Annotated in this window: 14 protein-coding genes; 6 read left to right on the plus strand and 8 right to left on the minus strand. The window is 68.9% G+C overall.

The features are described from left to right. Nucleotides 1–24: 24 nt before the first annotated feature. From ABE438_RS05300 to ABE438_RS05315, 4 genes are all read left to right on the plus strand, one after another. Nucleotides 25–1,326, plus strand: coding sequence for an ABC transporter substrate-binding protein (locus ABE438_RS05300; protein WP_346501499.1), 1,302 nt, complete (start codon nucleotides 25–27; stop codon nucleotides 1,324–1,326). Nucleotides 1,327–1,391: 65 nt separating this feature from the next. After that, on the plus strand, nucleotides 1,392–2,345 hold the full coding sequence (locus tag ABE438_RS05305; RefSeq protein ID WP_346501500.1) for a carbohydrate ABC transporter permease: 954 nt from the start codon (nucleotides 1,392–1,394) through the stop codon (nucleotides 2,343–2,345). After that, entirely contained in the window at nucleotides 2,338–3,243 is a 906-nt protein-coding gene (locus ABE438_RS05310; RefSeq protein ID WP_346501501.1) for a carbohydrate ABC transporter permease, read from the plus strand. The genes ABE438_RS05305 and ABE438_RS05310 overlap by 8 nt, the downstream gene beginning before the upstream one ends. A 52-nt stretch (nucleotides 3,244–3,295) precedes the next feature. After that, nucleotides 3,296–4,186, plus strand: coding sequence for an NAD(P)-dependent oxidoreductase (locus ABE438_RS05315; RefSeq protein WP_346501502.1), 891 nt, complete (start codon nucleotides 3,296–3,298; stop codon nucleotides 4,184–4,186). 55 nt (nucleotides 4,187–4,241) lie between these two features. Here ABE438_RS05315 and ABE438_RS05320 read toward each other — a convergent pair whose 3' ends face one another. Further along, entirely contained in the window at nucleotides 4,242–5,321 is a 1,080-nt protein-coding gene (locus ABE438_RS05320; protein WP_346501503.1) for a LacI family DNA-binding transcriptional regulator, read from the minus strand. Between the two features lie 106 nt (nucleotides 5,322–5,427). Here ABE438_RS05320 and ABE438_RS05325 point away from each other — a divergent pair, with 106 nt between their 5' ends. Beyond that, a complete protein-coding gene (locus ABE438_RS05325; RefSeq protein ID WP_346501504.1) occupies nucleotides 5,428–6,342 on the plus strand; it encodes an NAD(P)-dependent oxidoreductase in 915 nt (304 codons plus the stop codon). 88 nt (nucleotides 6,343–6,430) lie between these two features. Here the strand turns inward: ABE438_RS05325 and ABE438_RS05330 are convergent, their stop codons facing one another. The 5 genes from ABE438_RS05330 to ABE438_RS05350 all read right to left on the minus strand — a co-directional run bounded on the left by ABE438_RS05330 (nucleotide 6,431) and on the right by ABE438_RS05350 (nucleotide 11,384). Continuing rightward, nucleotides 6,431–7,351 (minus strand): DMT family transporter, encoded by a 921-nt coding sequence (locus tag ABE438_RS05330; protein ID WP_465248567.1) that lies wholly within the window; start codon nucleotides 7,349–7,351, stop codon nucleotides 6,431–6,433. A gap of 122 nt (nucleotides 7,352–7,473) precedes the next feature. After that, nucleotides 7,474–7,947 carry a MarR family winged helix-turn-helix transcriptional regulator gene (locus tag ABE438_RS05335; protein WP_346501506.1) on the minus strand — a complete coding sequence of 158 codons (474 nt, stop codon included), beginning with the start codon at nucleotides 7,945–7,947 and terminating at the stop codon, nucleotides 7,474–7,476. 92 nt (nucleotides 7,948–8,039) lie between these two features. After that, nucleotides 8,040–8,621, minus strand: a complete 582-nt coding sequence (locus ABE438_RS05340; protein WP_346501507.1) for an NAD(P)H-dependent oxidoreductase — start codon at nucleotides 8,619–8,621, stop codon at nucleotides 8,040–8,042. 7 nt (nucleotides 8,622–8,628) lie between these two features. Next, nucleotides 8,629–10,056, minus strand: a complete 1,428-nt coding sequence (locus ABE438_RS05345) for an FAD-binding oxidoreductase (RefSeq protein WP_346501508.1) — start codon at nucleotides 10,054–10,056, stop codon at nucleotides 8,629–8,631. Further along, entirely contained in the window at nucleotides 10,053–11,384 is a 1,332-nt protein-coding gene (locus ABE438_RS05350) for a cytosine deaminase (RefSeq protein ID WP_346501509.1), read from the minus strand. The genes ABE438_RS05345 and ABE438_RS05350 overlap by 4 nt, the downstream gene beginning before the upstream one ends. A gap of 369 nt (nucleotides 11,385–11,753) precedes the next feature. Between ABE438_RS05350 and folD the strand changes: the two genes are divergently transcribed. Then, on the plus strand, nucleotides 11,754–12,614 hold the full coding sequence (folD, locus tag ABE438_RS05355; protein ID WP_346501510.1) for a bifunctional methylenetetrahydrofolate dehydrogenase/methenyltetrahydrofolate cyclohydrolase FolD: 861 nt from the start codon (nucleotides 11,754–11,756) through the stop codon (nucleotides 12,612–12,614). Nucleotides 12,615–12,721: 107 nt separating this feature from the next. On the opposite strand, the gene lpdA is transcribed toward folD, so the two are convergent. Then, nucleotides 12,722–14,125 carry a dihydrolipoyl dehydrogenase gene (gene lpdA / locus ABE438_RS05360; protein WP_346501511.1) on the minus strand — a complete coding sequence of 468 codons (1,404 nt, stop codon included), beginning with the start codon at nucleotides 14,123–14,125 and terminating at the stop codon, nucleotides 12,722–12,724. Between the two features lie 38 nt (nucleotides 14,126–14,163). Then, entirely contained in the window at nucleotides 14,164–14,907 is a 744-nt protein-coding gene (locus tag ABE438_RS05365; protein ID WP_346501512.1) for an SDR family oxidoreductase, read from the minus strand. Nucleotides 14,908–14,909 lie beyond the last annotated feature (2 nt).

The following is a 14,909-nucleotide window of genomic DNA, read 5'->3' on the forward strand; positions in this document are numbered from 1 at the left end:
CCACAATCCGGAGGAGACAAACCGATGACCATTTCGAGACGTGACGTCCTCATCGGCGGCGCAGGCCTGGCGGCTGGCGCCACCATGTCCATGCCGTCCATCGCGCAAGCGAATATCGAGAAGGGCGCGACGCTGCGTGTGCTGCGTCCGACCAAGTTCGTCGATCCCGACCAGGCGATCTTCGACGAGAACACCGCGGCCTTCACCAAGGCCACCGGCGTCAATGTCCGCGTCGACTATGCGAGCTGGGAGGATCTCCGGCCGCAGACCGCGGTGACCGCCAATACCGGCGCCGGCCCCGACGTCGTCGTCGGCTGGGCCGACGATCCCCACATCTTTTCCGACAAGCTGGTCGACCTGACGCCGATCGCCGAGGACCTCGGCAAGAAGTATGGCGGCTGGTACCCGATCGCCGAGAAGTACGGCAAGAAGGACAAGACCGACACCTGGATCTCGATCCCGATGGGCGGCTCCGGCGGCCCGGCGGTCTATCGCGAAACCTGGGTCAAGGAGGCGGGCTTCGACAAGTTCCCGACCGACCATGCCGGCTTCCTCGACCTCTGCCGCAAGCTCAAGGCCAACGGCCACCCGGCCGGCTTCGCGCTCGGCAACGCCGTGGGTGACGGCAACGCCTTCTGCAACTGGCTCGTCTGGTCGCATGGCGGCTACATGGTCGACGAGAACAACAAGGTCGCGATCAACAGCAAGGAGACGATCGAGGCGCTGAAATACGCCAAGGCGCTCTACGAGACCTTCATCCCCGGCACGCTCTCCTGGCTCGACGTCGCCAACAACAAGGCGCTGACCGCCGGCGAAATCGGCCTGACGCAGAACGGCGTCTCGCTCTACTTCTCGATCAAGAACTCCAAGGACGAGAAGATCGCCGCGATCGGCAAGGACCTGAACCACGCGCCGATGCCGGTGGGTCCGGTCGGCCGGCCGACGGAAACCGCGCTGGTCATCAACGCGATGGTGTTCAAGCACACCAAGTTCCCGAACGCCGCCAAGGAATACCTCCGCTTCATGATGGAGAAGGAGCAGTACGACAAGTGGCTGACCGGCTGCTACGGCTACTGGACGCAGCCGCTCAAGGGCTATGCCCAGAGCAAGGTCTGGGAGGCCGATCCCAAGATCCTCGTCTATCGCGACACCTGGGAGCGCGCTCTGTGGAGCGGCTACAAGGGCGCGATCACCGAGGCGGCGGGCACCGTGAACGCCGAATACGTGATGGTGCAGATGGTCGCCTCCGTCTGCGCCGGCCAGTCGACGCCGGAACAGGCGGCGGCCGAGGCCGAACGCCGCGCCAAGCGCTACTACCGCACCTGACCAGTCGCGACCGCGCCGCCGGAGCCGGGCTCCCGCGGCGCGCTGCCATCACGGGGTAATGCGCCATGACGATAGCGGCGGAGACCCGGACCAATTACCAGCTCTCGCAGAGCTGGTTGGTCCGGCTGTTCGACTACAAGCCATTCCTGATCTTCATCTGCCTTCTGCCGGCCCTCGGGCTTCTGTTCGTCTTCCTGAGCTATCCGCTCGGGCTCGGCATCTGGCTCGCCTTCACCGATACGCGCATCGGGCGCAGCGGCGTCTTCATCGGGCTGGAGAACTTCCGGTCCCTGCTGGACGATCCGGTGTTCCTGATCTCGGTGTGGAACACCTTGCTCTACACCACGGTCGCGACCATCGGTAAGTTCGCGCTCGGCCTCTGGCTGGCGCTGCTGCTCAACAACCACCTGCCGTTCAAGTCGCTGCTGCGCGCCCTGATCCTGGTGCCGTGGATCGTCCCGACCGTGCTGTCGGCGATCGCCTTCTGGTGGATCTACGATCCCCAGTTCTCGATCATCTCCTATGTGCTGGTCGACGTGCTCGGCTGGCGCGACACCTATATCGACTTCCTGGGCTCGCCCTGGCCGGCGCGCTGGTCGCTGATGGCGGCGAATATCTGGCGTGGCATTCCCTTCGTGGCGATCTCGCTGCTGGCGGGCCTGCAGACGATCTCGCCGGCGCTCTACGAGGCGGCGATGCTCGACGGCGCCAATGCCTGGCAGCGCTTCCGCCATGTCACGCTGCCCATGCTGATGCCGATCCTGGCGATCGTGCTGACCTTCTCGGTGCTGTTTACCTTCACCGACTTCCAGCTGGTCTACGCGATCACCCGCGGCGGCCCGGTCAACTCGACCCATCTGATGGCGACGCTGGCCTTCCAGCGCGGCATCCCGGGCGGGCAGCTCGGCGAGGGCGCGGCGATCGCCGTCGCGATGATTCCCTTCCTCGTGCTGGCCACGCTGTTCAGCTACTTCGCACTCGCCCGGCGCAAATGGCAGCAGGGAGAAGACAATGACTGATCACGCTGCCACCGAAACCCGTGCACCGCTGACGGAGAAGGAGAATACGGGGGTGATCGACTGGTCCTCGGGACCGCGTCGCTTCATCACCGTCTACCTGCCGCTGTCGATCTTCGTGATCGTCCTGCTCTTCCCGTTCTACTGGATGGCGATCACCGCCATCAAACCGAACTCGGAGCTCTACGACTACAAGACCTACAACCCGTTCTGGGTGCAGTCGCCGACGCTGGAGAACATCAACCGGCTGCTCTTCCAGACGGACTATCCGCGCTGGCTCCTGACCACGATGACGGTCTCCGTCGCCGCGACCTTCCTGTCGCTCTTCGCCAGCGTCTTCGCCGCCTATGCGATCCAGCGCCTGAAGTTCAATGGCTCGCAATATGTCGGCCTGGCGATCTACCTCGCCTATCTGGTCCCGCCCTCGATCCTGTTCATCCCGCTGGCGACGCTGATCTTCCAGTTCGGGCTGTTCGACTCGCCGATGGCGCTGATCCTCACCTACCCGACCTTCCTGATCCCGTTCTGCACCTGGCTCCTGATCGGCTACTTCAAGTCGATCCCCTACGAGCTGGAGGAATGCGCCATGATCGACGGCGCGACCAGGCTGCAGACGCTCTGGAAGATCACCCTGCCGCTCGCCATGCCGGGCCTGATCTCGGCCGGCATCTTCGCCTTCACCCTGTCCTGGAACGAGTTCATCTATGCGCTCGCCTTCATCCAGTCGGCGGAGAAGAAGACGGTGCCGGTCGCGGTTCTGACCCAGCTCGTCGAGGGCGACGTCTACCACTGGGGCTCGCTGATGGCGGGAGCGCTACTCGGCTCCATCCCGGTGGCCCTGCTCTACTCCTTCTTCGTCGACTATTACGTTGCGTCCCTCACCGGGGCGGTGAAGGAATGAACGACCGCGGGCGGCATGCGCCGCCCGCATCTCACCTCAGGATCTGCAGACCGTGACCACCATTGCCTTCGTCGGCCTCGGCGCCATGGGCGCTCCCATGGCCGAGAATCTCGTCAAGCGTCAGTTCCGCGTCGTCGGCTTCGACATGCGCAAGGAGGCCAGGGAGGCGCTCGTCGCCGCCGGCGGCCACGAGGCCGACAGCGCCGCCGCGGCGGCCAAGGGCGCCGACACCCTCGTCCTGATGGTCGTCAACGCCGCCCAGGCCCGTGCCGTGCTGTTCGAGGGCGGCGCGCTCGAAGCGCTGGCGCCCGGCGCCTGCGTCGTGCTGATGGCGACCTGCTCGCCAGGCGACGTCGAGGCGATCGCCGCCGAGGTCGAGCGCAGCGGCCGCAGCTTCGTCGACGCGCCGGTCTCCGGCGGCGTCGCCGGCGCCCGCGGCGGCACCCTCACCATCATGGTCGGCGCCACCGCCGAGACCCTCGCCCGCGCCAGGCCGGTGCTCGACGCGCTCGGCGACAAGGTCTTCCATGTCGGCGGGAAGCCCGGCCAGGGCGCGACGGTGAAGACCGTCAACCAGCTGCTCTGCGGCGTCCATATCGCGGTGGCCGCCGAGGCGCTGTCGCTGGCCCAGAAGGCCGGCATCGACGGCGCAACCCTGTTCGAGATCATGGGCGGCTCGGCCGCCTCCTCCTGGATGCTGAAGGATCGCGGCCAGCGCATGCTCGCCGAGGACCCGCCTGTGTCCAGCGCCGTCGACATCTTCGTCAAGGATCTCGGCATCGTGCTCGATGCCGGGCGTGCCGCCAAGGCGGCGCTGCCGCTGGCCGCCGCGGCGCACCAGATGTTCCTCGCCGCCTCCGGCCTCGGCCATGGCGGGCGCGACGATTCCCATGTGGTGCGGGCCTACCGCGCCCTCAATCCGCGCGCCGACAACGATGCCTGATCCGGCCGCGGCGCAGCCCGCGCCCGGCCGTGACGCAAGGCGCCGCCGCCCCTCCTCAGCGGGGCGGCGCCGTCGTGCCGCGTACGACCAGCTCGGGCATCAGCACGATGCGCTGCGTCGGCGCGGCGGGATCGACGATCCGGCGCAGCAGCAGCTCGGCCGATTTCGCGCCCATGTCATGCTGGAAGTTCTTGACCGTGGTCAGCGCCGGATACCATTGCGCCGCCTCGCGGACATTGTCGCAGCCGACCAGCGAGAAATCCGTGCCGGCCTCCAGCCCGCGATGGCGCAGGCCGAGCATGGCGCCGAAGGCGATCAGGTCGTTGAAGCAGACGGCCGCCGTCGGCGGGTCCGGCAGGTCGAGCACCGCATGCAGGCCGACCAGCCCGTTCTCGCGGGTGCCGCTGGCGGCGTGGATCAGCGCCGGATCGAGCGGCAAGCCGTATTTGGCCAGGATCTCGCTGTAGCCGCGATGGCGGTTGAGCCCGGTCGAGACCCGCTGGTTGTCGCCGAGGAAGGCGATGCGGCGATGGCCGAGGCCGATCAGGTGCTCCATCGCCAGATGGGTGCCATGGCGGTCGTCCGAGCCGACGAAGTCGAGGCCGATCCCGTCGATCTCGCGCGAGAGCTGGAGCAGCGGCACCCGCTCCGCCATCAGCTGCTCCAGCGTGTCGGCGGTGCTGCCGCCGGCCAGGCAGACGATCATCCCGTCGGGCCGGTATTCCTTCAGCGTGGCGAGCACCCGGTCCTGCCGGTCGAGATCCTCGCCATAGGTGCCGAGCAGGATCGAATGCCCGTGCGCCGTCGCCGTCTCCTCGATCGCCGCGAGCAGCTCGGCGAAATAGGGGTTGGTGATGTCGTGGAAGCAGACGCCGATGATGTGGGTGCGGTCGGTGCGCAGCGCCGCGGCGCTGCGGTTGTAGCTGTAGCCCATCTCGCGGGCGATCTGCTGGACGCGCTGCTTCGTCGCCTCGGCGACGAGCGGGCTGTCGCGCAGCGCCAGCGAGACGGTGGCGGTCGAGACCGAGAGCCGGTCGGCGATGATCTGCAGCGTGACGCGGCCGCGATGGCCGTGGCGCGATCCGCCGGACGCCGCCCGCGATGACGCGATCGGAGCCGGTTCATCATCTGCCATCAGGCGTTTCTCCTCGGGCGGGGAGACCGCGGATCGCGAGCGCTGCCCGGCGATGCCCCTTCACCACCTCGTTTCCTCAATCTCACAGTTAACGGAGAAACAGAAGATGACCACTGCTAAAGAATCGATCGGCTTCATCGGCGTCGGCTTCATGGGCCAGGGCATGGCCTCCTGCATCGTGGGCAAGGGCTATCCCCTCACCGTCATGGCCCACCGCAACCGCGCGCCCGTCGAGGCGCTGAAGGCCGCCGGCGCCCAGGAAGCGGCGACGCCGAGGGAGCTCGCCGGTAAGGCCTCGATCATCTTCCTCTGCGTCACCGGCTCCCCGCAGGTCGAGGCGGTGATCAACGGTCCCGACGGCATCGCCGCCGGCGCCAAGCCCGGCACCATCATCGTCGACTGCTCGACCTCGGACCCGGTCCACACCGTGCGCATCGCGGGCGAGCTCGCCGCCAAGGGCATCCATCTCTGCGACGCGCCGCTCGGCGGCACCCCGGCCCAGGCCGTGCTCGGCCAGCTCTCGACCATGATCGGCGCCTCCGACGAGGTCTTCGCCCGCATCAAGCCGGTCTGCGAGACCTGGGCGCAGAAGGTGGTGCATCTCGGCCCGGTCGGCGACGGCCACAAGATGAAGCTCCTGAACAACTTCCTCTCGCTCGGCTATGCGGCGCTCTATGCCGAGGCGCTGACGCTCGGCGAGAAGATCGGCATCTCGCCGAAGACCTTCGACAGCGTCATCGGCGGCAGCCGCATGGATTGCGGCTTCTACCAGACCTTTATGAAGTATGTGCTGGAGCGCGACCGCGACGCCCACAAGTTCACCCTCGCCAACGCGCTCAAGGACGTGCGCTATCTGGAGAGCGTCGCCAACGCGGCCGGCGTGCCGAACCCGGTCGGCGGCACGGTGAAGAACGTCTTCGCCACCGCCGTCGCCGCCGGCAAGGGCGAGGAGTTCGTGCCGATGCTGTCCGATTTCGTCGCCGCGCAGTCGGGCGTCTCGCTCGCCGGCAAGAAGGGCTGAGTCCTTCGAACGCGGAACCGGGCCGCGCGCTGCGTTGTCCGGTTCCGGCTTCTACCGGGGCGGCCCGGCGCCGCTGTCCTGCGCCGGCTCAGGGCTTGCGGCTGGCACCTTCCGGCAGCGCCCGCACCCGCTCGCGATAGAGCAGGTAGAGCCCGGACGCGATGACGATGCCGGCACCGGCGAAGGTATAGGCGTCCGGCACGTCGCCGAAGACCAGCCAGCCCAGCGCCGCCATCCAGATGATCTGCGAATAGATGAAGGGCGCCAGCACGGTCGCCGGGGCGCGCTGATGCGCCAGGATCAGCAGCCAGTGGCCGATCGCCCCGAAGGCGCCGACCGCCACGAGCAGCACCCAGCTCAGCGTGTCCTGCGGCCAGGTCCAGACGAAGGGCAGCGCCGGCAGCAGCAGCACCATCCCGACCATGCCGGAATAGAACATCGTGGTCTCGGGCGGGTCGCTCGCCGCCAGCATGCGGGTGGTGATGCTGTAGAAGGCGTAGCAGAAGCAGCCCGCCACGCAGAACAGCGCCGCCGGATGCAAACCGCCGAGGCCGGGGCGCGTCACCACCAGCACGCCGATGAAGCCGACGCCGATCGCCACCAGCCGGCGCGGCCCGGCCCATTCGCCGAGCATCGGCCCGGAGAGCAGCGCCACCAGCAGCGGCCCGGCGAACATGATCGAGACCGTCTCGACCAGTTGCAGATACTGCAGCGCCAGGAAATTCAGCACTGTCGAGCCGAGCAGCAGCAGCGAGCGGAAGCCCTGCAGCCAGGGCCGGCGCGTGCGGGTGATGCCCGGCCGGCTCCACGGGTTCAGCATGAGCGAGACCAGCATCACGCTGACCACATAGCGCGCCAGCGCGACCTGCATCGGGTTGAGCGAGCCGCCCAGCCATTTGGCCGAGCTGTCGAGCAGGGAGAAGAACAGGACGGCGGCGGCGATCAGCGCGATGGCGGCCAGCCGGTTGCGACGCTCGTCTGGAGGCGGGGCGGGAGCGGCTGACACCAGGACGGACTCGTCGGGCCTTTTTTGAGGAACGCCCGACCATCAATGAACCGATTTAAATCGGCCCGCCAGCGTGCCTGCGCATGCCGATCATGCCCAGTGCGGGCACGCGCCGCCGGGGCCGCTCAGGCTGCGTCCTCGGCCTCGTCCTCGATGTCGTCGACATCGGCGCCGACCGCCGAGAGCCCCTTGGCCGCCTTGCGCAGCAGCTTGCGCAATTGCTTGCGCTCCTTGCCGTCGAGCCGCTCGAGCAGCTCCTCCTCGACCTGGGTCCAGACCGCGTCGAGCGCGGCCGCGGTCTTCTGGCCGTTCTCGGTGAGCGCGACCTGGACGAGGCGCCCGTCGCGGCCGCCGCCCTCGCGCGTCACCAGGCCCTGGAGCGAGAGCCGGCCGATGGTCTTGGAGACGGTCGGCGGCTTGACGCGCAGCAGCGTCGCCAGCTCGCCCATGGTCATCGGCGCCGGCTGGAGCGCCTTCAGCGCCTGCTCCTGGCCGGGAAACAGGCCGAGCGCGTTCAGCCGCTCGCCCATCCGCGCCCGGTGCAACCTCGCCGTGACCATCAGGGCCCGGCCCACACTTTTCTCGAGTGACTTGGTCATGAGCCGGCCCCTGGAAACGATTGCCGAAGCGGTTCGCCGGCTGTGCAATCGCGGGTTTTGATGACGGGCTGATGACAGCCGCGTCACGATCGCTAGACACGCGCCATTTTCGCCTCGACCCGGGCGAGAAAGGCGGCACGGCTCTCGGGCGTCGCCCGGTTCATGTCGTAATGGGCGAGATAGCTCATCCGCGCGGTGGGGTGGCAGAGCACGCGCAGGCCGCGCGTCACCAGCTTGCGGGGCGGATCGCCCATCAGCATGGTGCGCAGCCGCGAGCCGCCATAGCTGGTCACGGCGATGAGCCGGCGAACATGCCAGAGATTGGGGCGCACCCCGCCCTGGTCCATGGTGAAGGAGACGCCGGGCAGGAACACCCGGTCGAAATAGCCCTTCATGATCGCCGGGAACCCGTAGTTCCAGACCGGGAAGCTCAGCACCAGCGCCTCGGCCCGCTGCAAGCGCGCGACATGGTCGGCGACCGGCAGGCGGTTGGCCTGCGGGTCGTGATAGGCGACGCGCTCCTCGCGCGTCAGCACCGGCTGGAAGCCCTCGCCGTAGAGGTCGCAATCATCGACCGCGTGGCCGGCGCGCGCCAGGCTGTCGCGGATCGCACCGCGCAGCGCCGCGCCATAGCTCTCCGGATCGGGATGCGCGCTGAGGAGGAGAACCTGCATCGCCGCCTCAGCTGCCCGCGCCGGCCTCGCCGAGCGCCTTGAACAGGAAGGTCCGGCCCGAGCGGTAGTCGTAGTCCGGATCCTCCCAGGCGATCATCTTGCCGGGGTTGAGCAGGCCCTGCGGGTCGGCCTCGCGCTTGAAGGCGAGCTGGACCTCGTCGGTCTGCTTCATGCCGCCCTCCTCCAGCGTGTAGCGGTGGGGGTTGAAGATCGGCGCGCCCATCTCCTCATGGATCGCCATGATCTCCTCCAGCCGCTCCTCGCTGGTGAAGCGCACCATCGGCAGGCCGAAGCAGGTGACCTTGCCGTCGAAGCGGACGAATTCGAGATGGCAGGTCACCTCGTCGCCGAAGCGCGCATGGATCGCGTCGACCAGCTCGACCTGGTTCGGGAAGGGATAGAGCACCTGGAGATAGGTGATGCTCGGATCGACGCGCAGCGCCCGCAGCGTGGTGTGGTTCCAGGCCAGCTCATAGCTCGGCGGCAGGCCCTTCGCCTCCTCCGGCGTCAGCGTGTCGGAGCGCATCAGCAGCTGCGAGCCGCGGAAGCGCTGGGCGAAGGCGAGCAGCGAATCGAGCGCGAAATCGGCGACCATCACCAGCACGCAATGGCTGTTGCGCGGGATGAACTTGCGATGGCGCAGGAAGTAGTCGTGCGGCGCCGGCGCGGCGACCACGGCGAGGTTCTTGAGCGCCAGCCCGTCCTGCTCGCCGAGCGCATTGGCGAATTCGGTGGCGCCGCGCAGCGTGTCGAAGCCCATGATCACGTCGACCCAGGCATAGGCCGGGCCGAGCGGCATCTCGACCTCGGTGATGATGCCGTTGGTGCCGTAGGCATGCGCCACCTTGTGCAGGTCCTCGCCCTGGAGCTCGAGGATGCGCGGGCTCGCCTCCATGGTGGCGACGCGCAGGCGGATGATGTTGCCCCAGTCGCGCAGGCCGCCCCATTTGATCGAGCCGACACCGCCCGAGCCGCCGGCGACGAAGCCGCCGACCGAGGCCGTGTGGTAGGTCGAGGGGTGCAGGCGGATCTCCTGGTTCGAATGCGCCCGCGTCTCCGCGTCGATCTTCGAGAGGATCGCGCCCGGCTCGGCGACATAGCGGCCGGCCTCGATGCGCTTGACCTTGTTGAAGCCCGAGAGGTCGAGCACGACGCCGCCCGAAAGCGGCATGGCCTGGCCGTAATTGCCGGTGCCGGTGCCGCGCGGCGTCACCGGGATGCCGAGCGCATGCGCCGCCGCCAGCACCCGCAGCACCTCCTCCTCGCTGGTCGGCGAGACGACGATGTCGCCGACGACATGGTCGAGCTGGCGCTTCAGCGTCGGCGAATACCAGAAGAAGTCGCGGCTCTTCTGCTTGACCAGCGCCGGGTTCTCCTCGGTCCGGATCCCGTCGAGGCGGCTCTTCAGGGCGGCGATGTCGTAACGTGCGGTCATGCTCGGCTGCTCATCAGGTGATCGAGGTCGCGATAGTCCGGGAGGGTGCGGTCGATGGCGCGGCCGGCGACCAGCACGGTGCGGTCGGCCTGCGGCCGGGCGAAGAACTCGGTCCAGCTGCGCGCCCGGGTCAGGATCATGTCGGCCGGGCCGCCTGGCGCCAGCGTGCCGGCCCCGTCGAGCCCCATCACGGCGGCCGGCTCGCGGGTGATCGCCCGCACCCAGTCGCTCTCGCAATGGTCGAGCTGGAGGATGCGCGTGCCCTCACGCAGCACCTCGACCAGGTCGAGGTCGCCATAGGCGTAGAAGGGATCGCGCGTATTGTCGGAGGCGATCATCGCCGGCACGCCGGCCGCCCGCAATTCGTGCAGGGCGGTGACGCCGCGCCAGCGCGGGGTGCGACCGCGGCTGCGGTCCTGCAGGTACATGTTGCACATCGGCAGCGAGACCACGGCGATGCCGGCCTCGCGCACCTTGGCGACGATGCGCGCCTCGTCCTGCGGCGCCTGCAAGGCCAGCGAGCAGCAATGGCCGGCGAGGATACGCCCGCCGAAGCGATGGCGCAGCGCCGCATCGGCGATGTGCTCGAGCGAGCGCGCCGCCGGGTCGTTGGTCTCGTCGACATGGAAGTCGAGGTCGAAGCCATGCGCGATCGCTGTGCTAAACAGCGTGTCCAGCGCCGCATCGAGCTCCGGGATCATATAGGTGACGCAGCCGAGCAGCCCGTCGCCATGGCGGGTGACCGCATCGACGATCACGGCCATGTGCGCGGCATCGGCGACGAGCTCGACCCCGAAGAGCGGCGTGGCCTGCAAGGCGATGCGGCCGCGCCACTCCGCCCGCATCTCGGCGAAGACCGGCCAGGAGATGCCGATCTGCGCGCCGATCGAATCGAGATGGGTGCGGATCGCGGCGGTGCCGTGCGCCTGCGCACAGCGCAGGCCGAACGCCATGCGCGAGCGCAGGTCCTCCGCGCTCCAGTTCGCCTCGCGGTCGGCGCCGACCGCCGAGAGCGCGCCGGCGAAGGTGCCGTCGGGATTGGGCTGGCGCGGCCAGATATGGCCCTTGTCGAGATGGGTGTGCACGTCGACCAGCCGCGGCAGCACGATACCACGGTCGAGGTCGAGCACGGCTCCGCCGTCCGGCAGGCTGTCGGTGCCGGCCGGCAGCAGCGAGGCCAGCCGCCCCCCGGTGACGGCGATATCGGTGAGCGCGAAGCCGTCGGCATCGCTCGCCACGGTCGCGGCGTCGATCAGGCAGGCGGGCACCCTGGCATTGCGCAGCAGATAGTCCGCGGCGTCGGGGATTGCGGCGAAGCCGGTCGTCACGTCTGTCGTCTCCGGCTCGCCAATCCGCCCTCGCCCCGGCCCGAAGCGCCGGCGCGGCGCAGGATGCGGCCTCGGGTAGCCACGATCAAGCGCCATGCCCCGGCGACCGCATCGGCGTGAAGCGCCGCGGGGCCATCTCGCTGGCGCGGATATAAGCGCAACTGGCAGACGGCGCCCAGCCCCGGACCGATCGGAACCGGCACCGCCCCCTCCTTGTCCACCGCATCACGTCGCCGGAAGAGCCGCCGGGCCGGCATTTAAGGCCGAAGATCGCCGACTCGCGCCGCAGTCGCGGGTCTTCGCCCCTTGTCGCCTTCGCCGCAATGCAGCATGAGAGACGCAATCCTTTCGCAGCATCGGGGTTTCGCCATGACCGGACAGGCGCGCATCATCGACGGGAAGGCCGCGGCGGCCGCCCTGCGGGCCGAGATCGCGACGGAGGTCGCGGCGCTGACCACCTCCGGCCGCCCGGCCCCCGGACTGCACGTTGTCCTCGTCGGCGAGGACCCGGCCAGCCGCGTCTATGTCGGCTCCAAGGAAAAGCAGGCGGTCGAGGTCGGCATGGCCTCGGTCGTGCACCGCATGCCGGCCGAGACCGGCGAGGCCGAGCTGCTCGCCAAGGTCGCGGCCTTCAACGCCGACCCCGCGGTCGACGGCATCCTGGTTCAGCTGCCGCTGCCGAAGCATATCGACGTCGACAAGGTGATCGAGGCGATCGACCCGGCCAAGGACGTCGACTGCTTCCACCCGGTCAATGTCGGGCGCCTCGCCGCCGGCCAGGGCAAGCTCATCCCCTGCACCCCGCTCGGCGCCATGCTCCTGCTGAAGCAGGTGCTGCCCTCGCTCGCCGGGCTCGAGGCCGTGGTGATCGGCCGCTCCGGCATCGTCGGCCGGCCGATGGCGCAACTGCTGGTCCAGGCCGACTGCACGGTCACCATCGCCCATTCGCGCACCCGCGACCTGCCGGAGGTGCTGCGCCGCGCCGACATCGTCGTCGCCGCCGTCGGCCGCCCGCATTTCGTCAAGGGCGCCTGGATCAAGCCGGGCGCCACGGTGATCGATGTCGGCATCAACCGCCTGCCGGACGGCAAGCTCGCCGGCGACGTCGACTATGCCGAGGCGCTGACGGTCGCCGGTGCGATCACCCCGGTTCCGGGCGGCGTCGGCCCGATGACCATCGCCTGCCTGCTGCGCAACACCCTGACCGCCTACCGCGAGCGGCGCGGCTGAGCAGCCTGCCGCCTCACGGCCATCGACCAGCAAAAAGCCCCCGGCGAACGGCTCGCCGGGGGCTTTTTCGTCTGAGGGGTTAAGACGCGCACCAGGCGCGCCCGCCCTCACATATGGATGGCGCGCTTGTCGACGGCGAGCGCCGCCTCGCGGACCGCCTCGCCCAGCGTCGGATGCGCGTGGCAGGTGCGGGCGAGATCCTCGGAGGAGCCGCCGAACTCCATCAGCACGGTCACCTCGGCGATCAGGTCGCCGGCATGGGGGCCGATGATGTGGCAGCCGAGCACGCGGTCGCTCTCGGCGTCGGCCAGGAACTTCACGAAGCCGTCGGAATGCTTCATGGCGCGGGCGCGGCCATTGGCGGTGAAGGGGAACTTGCCGACCTTGTAGGCGACGCCCGCGGCCTTCAGCTCCTCCTCGGTCTTGCCGATCGCGGCGACCTCGGGGGCGGTGTAGACGATGCCGGGAATGGCGTCGTAGTTCACATGGCCGGCCTTGCCCGCGATGATCTCGGCCACCGCCATGCCCTCGTCCTCGGCCTTGTGGGCCAGCATCGGGCCGCGCACCACGTCGCCGATCGCGTAGATGCCGGGGACGTTGGTGCGGAAATGGTCGTCGATCACCACGCGGCCCTTTTCGAGCGCCACGCCGGCCTTGTCGAGGCCGAGCCCCTCGGTGTTCGGGCGGCGCCCGATCGCGACCAGCACGACATCGGCCGCGAGCGTGCTCGCCGCGCCGCCGGCCGCCGGCTCGACTGTGACGGAGGCGCCCTTCTTGCCTGTCTCGACCTTGGTGACCTTGGTGCCGAGATGGAAGGTGAAGCCCTGCTTCTCCAGGATGCGCTGGAACTGCTTGGCGACCTCGCCGTCCATGCCCGGCAGGATCCGGTCGAGATATTCGACGACGGTGACCTTGGCGCCAAGACGCGACCAGACCGAGCCGATCTCGAGCCCGATCACCCCGGCGCCGACCACGACGAGCTCCTTCGGCACGGAGGCGAGCTCGAGCGCGCCGGTCGAGGTGACGATCGTCTTCTCGTCGGTCTCGACGCCCGGCAGCGGGGCCGATTCCGAGCCGGTGGCGATCACGATCGCCTTGGCGTCCAGCTCCTGGGTCTTGCCGTCCTCGCCGGTGACGACGACCTTGCCGGCCGCCGGGATGCTGGCGGTGCCGTGGAAGGGCTCGATCTTGTTCTTCTTCAGCAGGAAGCCGACGCCGTTGACGTTGGCGTCGATCGTCTCCTGCTTGTGGGTCATCATCTGCTTGAGGTCGAGCTTGGGCGTGCCGACCACGACGCCGAGCGCCGGGAAGGTATGCGCGGCTTCCTCGAACATCTCGGAGGCGTGCAACAGCGCCTTGGACGGGATGCAGCCGACATTGAGGCAGGTGCCGCCATGGGTCTTGCGCTTCTCGACGACCGCGACCTTGAGGCCGAGCTGGGCGGCGCGGATGGCGCAGACATAGCCGCCGGGGCCGGTTCCGATGACGACGAGATCGTAGGCCGCAGCCATGGTGACATCCTTCCTTGCTGACGGGTGCGGGGCTGCGCTCAGCGCCCGCCCGTCACGTTCAATACGGTTCCGTTGGTGTAGGAGGCCTCGTCGGAGAGCTGCCAGGCGATCGCCTGCGCCACCTCTCGCGCCGTCCCCTCCCGCTTCATCGGCAGCTGGTCGCGGATCTGCGCCACGCGGTCGGGCTGGCCGATGCTGGCGTGGATCTCGGTGTCGATGATGCCGGGGCGCACCGCGTTGACGCGGATGCCCTCGGCGGCGACCTCGCGGGCGAGGCCGAGGGTGAACACGTCGATCGCGCCCTTCGAGGCGGCGTAGTCGACATATTGCCCGGCGCCGCTGAGCACGGCGGCCGCGGAGGACAGGTTGACGATCGCGCCGCCCTGCCCGCCATGGCGGGTCGACATCCGCTTCACCGCCTCCCGCGCGCACAGGAAGCTGCCGGTGACGTTGACCCGCAGCATCCGCTCGATGCGCGCGGCGCTCATCTCGTCGAGCCGGCTCTGCATGTCGACGATGCCGGCATTGTTGACGAGCGCGGTGAGGCGCCCGAGCCGGTCGGCCGCGGCGAAGATCGCCAGCACGTCGGCCTCGCTGCCGACGTCGCCCTTCACCGCCACGGCCTGGCGGCCATGGGCGTTGACGGCAGCGACCGTCTCCTCGGCGGCACGGGCGTCGGCATTGTAGTTGACGACGACGTCATAGCCGCGCTCGGCCAGGAGGACGGCCGTCGCCCGGCCGATGCCCCGGCTGCCGCCGGTCACGATCGCGATGCCAGCCACGC

It is taken from the genome of Allobosea sp. TWI1241 (genome assembly GCF_039673065.1).
GTDB lineage: Bacteria > Pseudomonadota > Alphaproteobacteria > Rhizobiales > Beijerinckiaceae > Allobosea.

What these genes read in the sequence shown, in the direction of transcription:
- ABE438_RS05300 (WP_346501499.1), top strand. Translation starts at nt 25, where the DNA reads ATGACCATTTCGAGACGTGACGTCCTCATCGGCGGCGCAGGCCTGGCG.
- ABE438_RS05305 (WP_346501500.1), top strand. Translation starts at nt 1,392, where the DNA reads ATGACGATAGCGGCGGAGACCCGGACCAATTACCAGCTCTCGCAGAGC.
- ABE438_RS05310 (WP_346501501.1), top strand. Translation starts at nt 2,338, where the DNA reads ATGACTGATCACGCTGCCACCGAAACCCGTGCACCGCTGACGGAGAAG.
- ABE438_RS05320 (WP_346501503.1), bottom strand. Translation starts at nt 5,321, where the DNA reads ATGGCAGATGATGAACCGGCTCCGATCGCGTCATCGCGGGCGGCGTCC.
- ABE438_RS05325 (WP_346501504.1), top strand. Translation starts at nt 5,428, where the DNA reads ATGACCACTGCTAAAGAATCGATCGGCTTCATCGGCGTCGGCTTCATG.
- ABE438_RS05335 (WP_346501506.1), bottom strand. Translation starts at nt 7,947, where the DNA reads ATGACCAAGTCACTCGAGAAAAGTGTGGGCCGGGCCCTGATGGTCACG.
- ABE438_RS05340 (WP_346501507.1), bottom strand. Translation starts at nt 8,621, where the DNA reads ATGCAGGTTCTCCTCCTCAGCGCGCATCCCGATCCGGAGAGCTATGGC.
- ABE438_RS05345 (WP_346501508.1), bottom strand. Translation starts at nt 10,056, where the DNA reads ATGACCGCACGTTACGACATCGCCGCCCTGAAGAGCCGCCTCGACGGG.
- folD (WP_346501510.1), top strand. Translation starts at nt 11,754, where the DNA reads ATGACCGGACAGGCGCGCATCATCGACGGGAAGGCCGCGGCGGCCGCC.
- lpdA (WP_346501511.1), bottom strand. Translation starts at nt 14,125, where the DNA reads ATGGCTGCGGCCTACGATCTCGTCGTCATCGGAACCGGCCCCGGCGGC.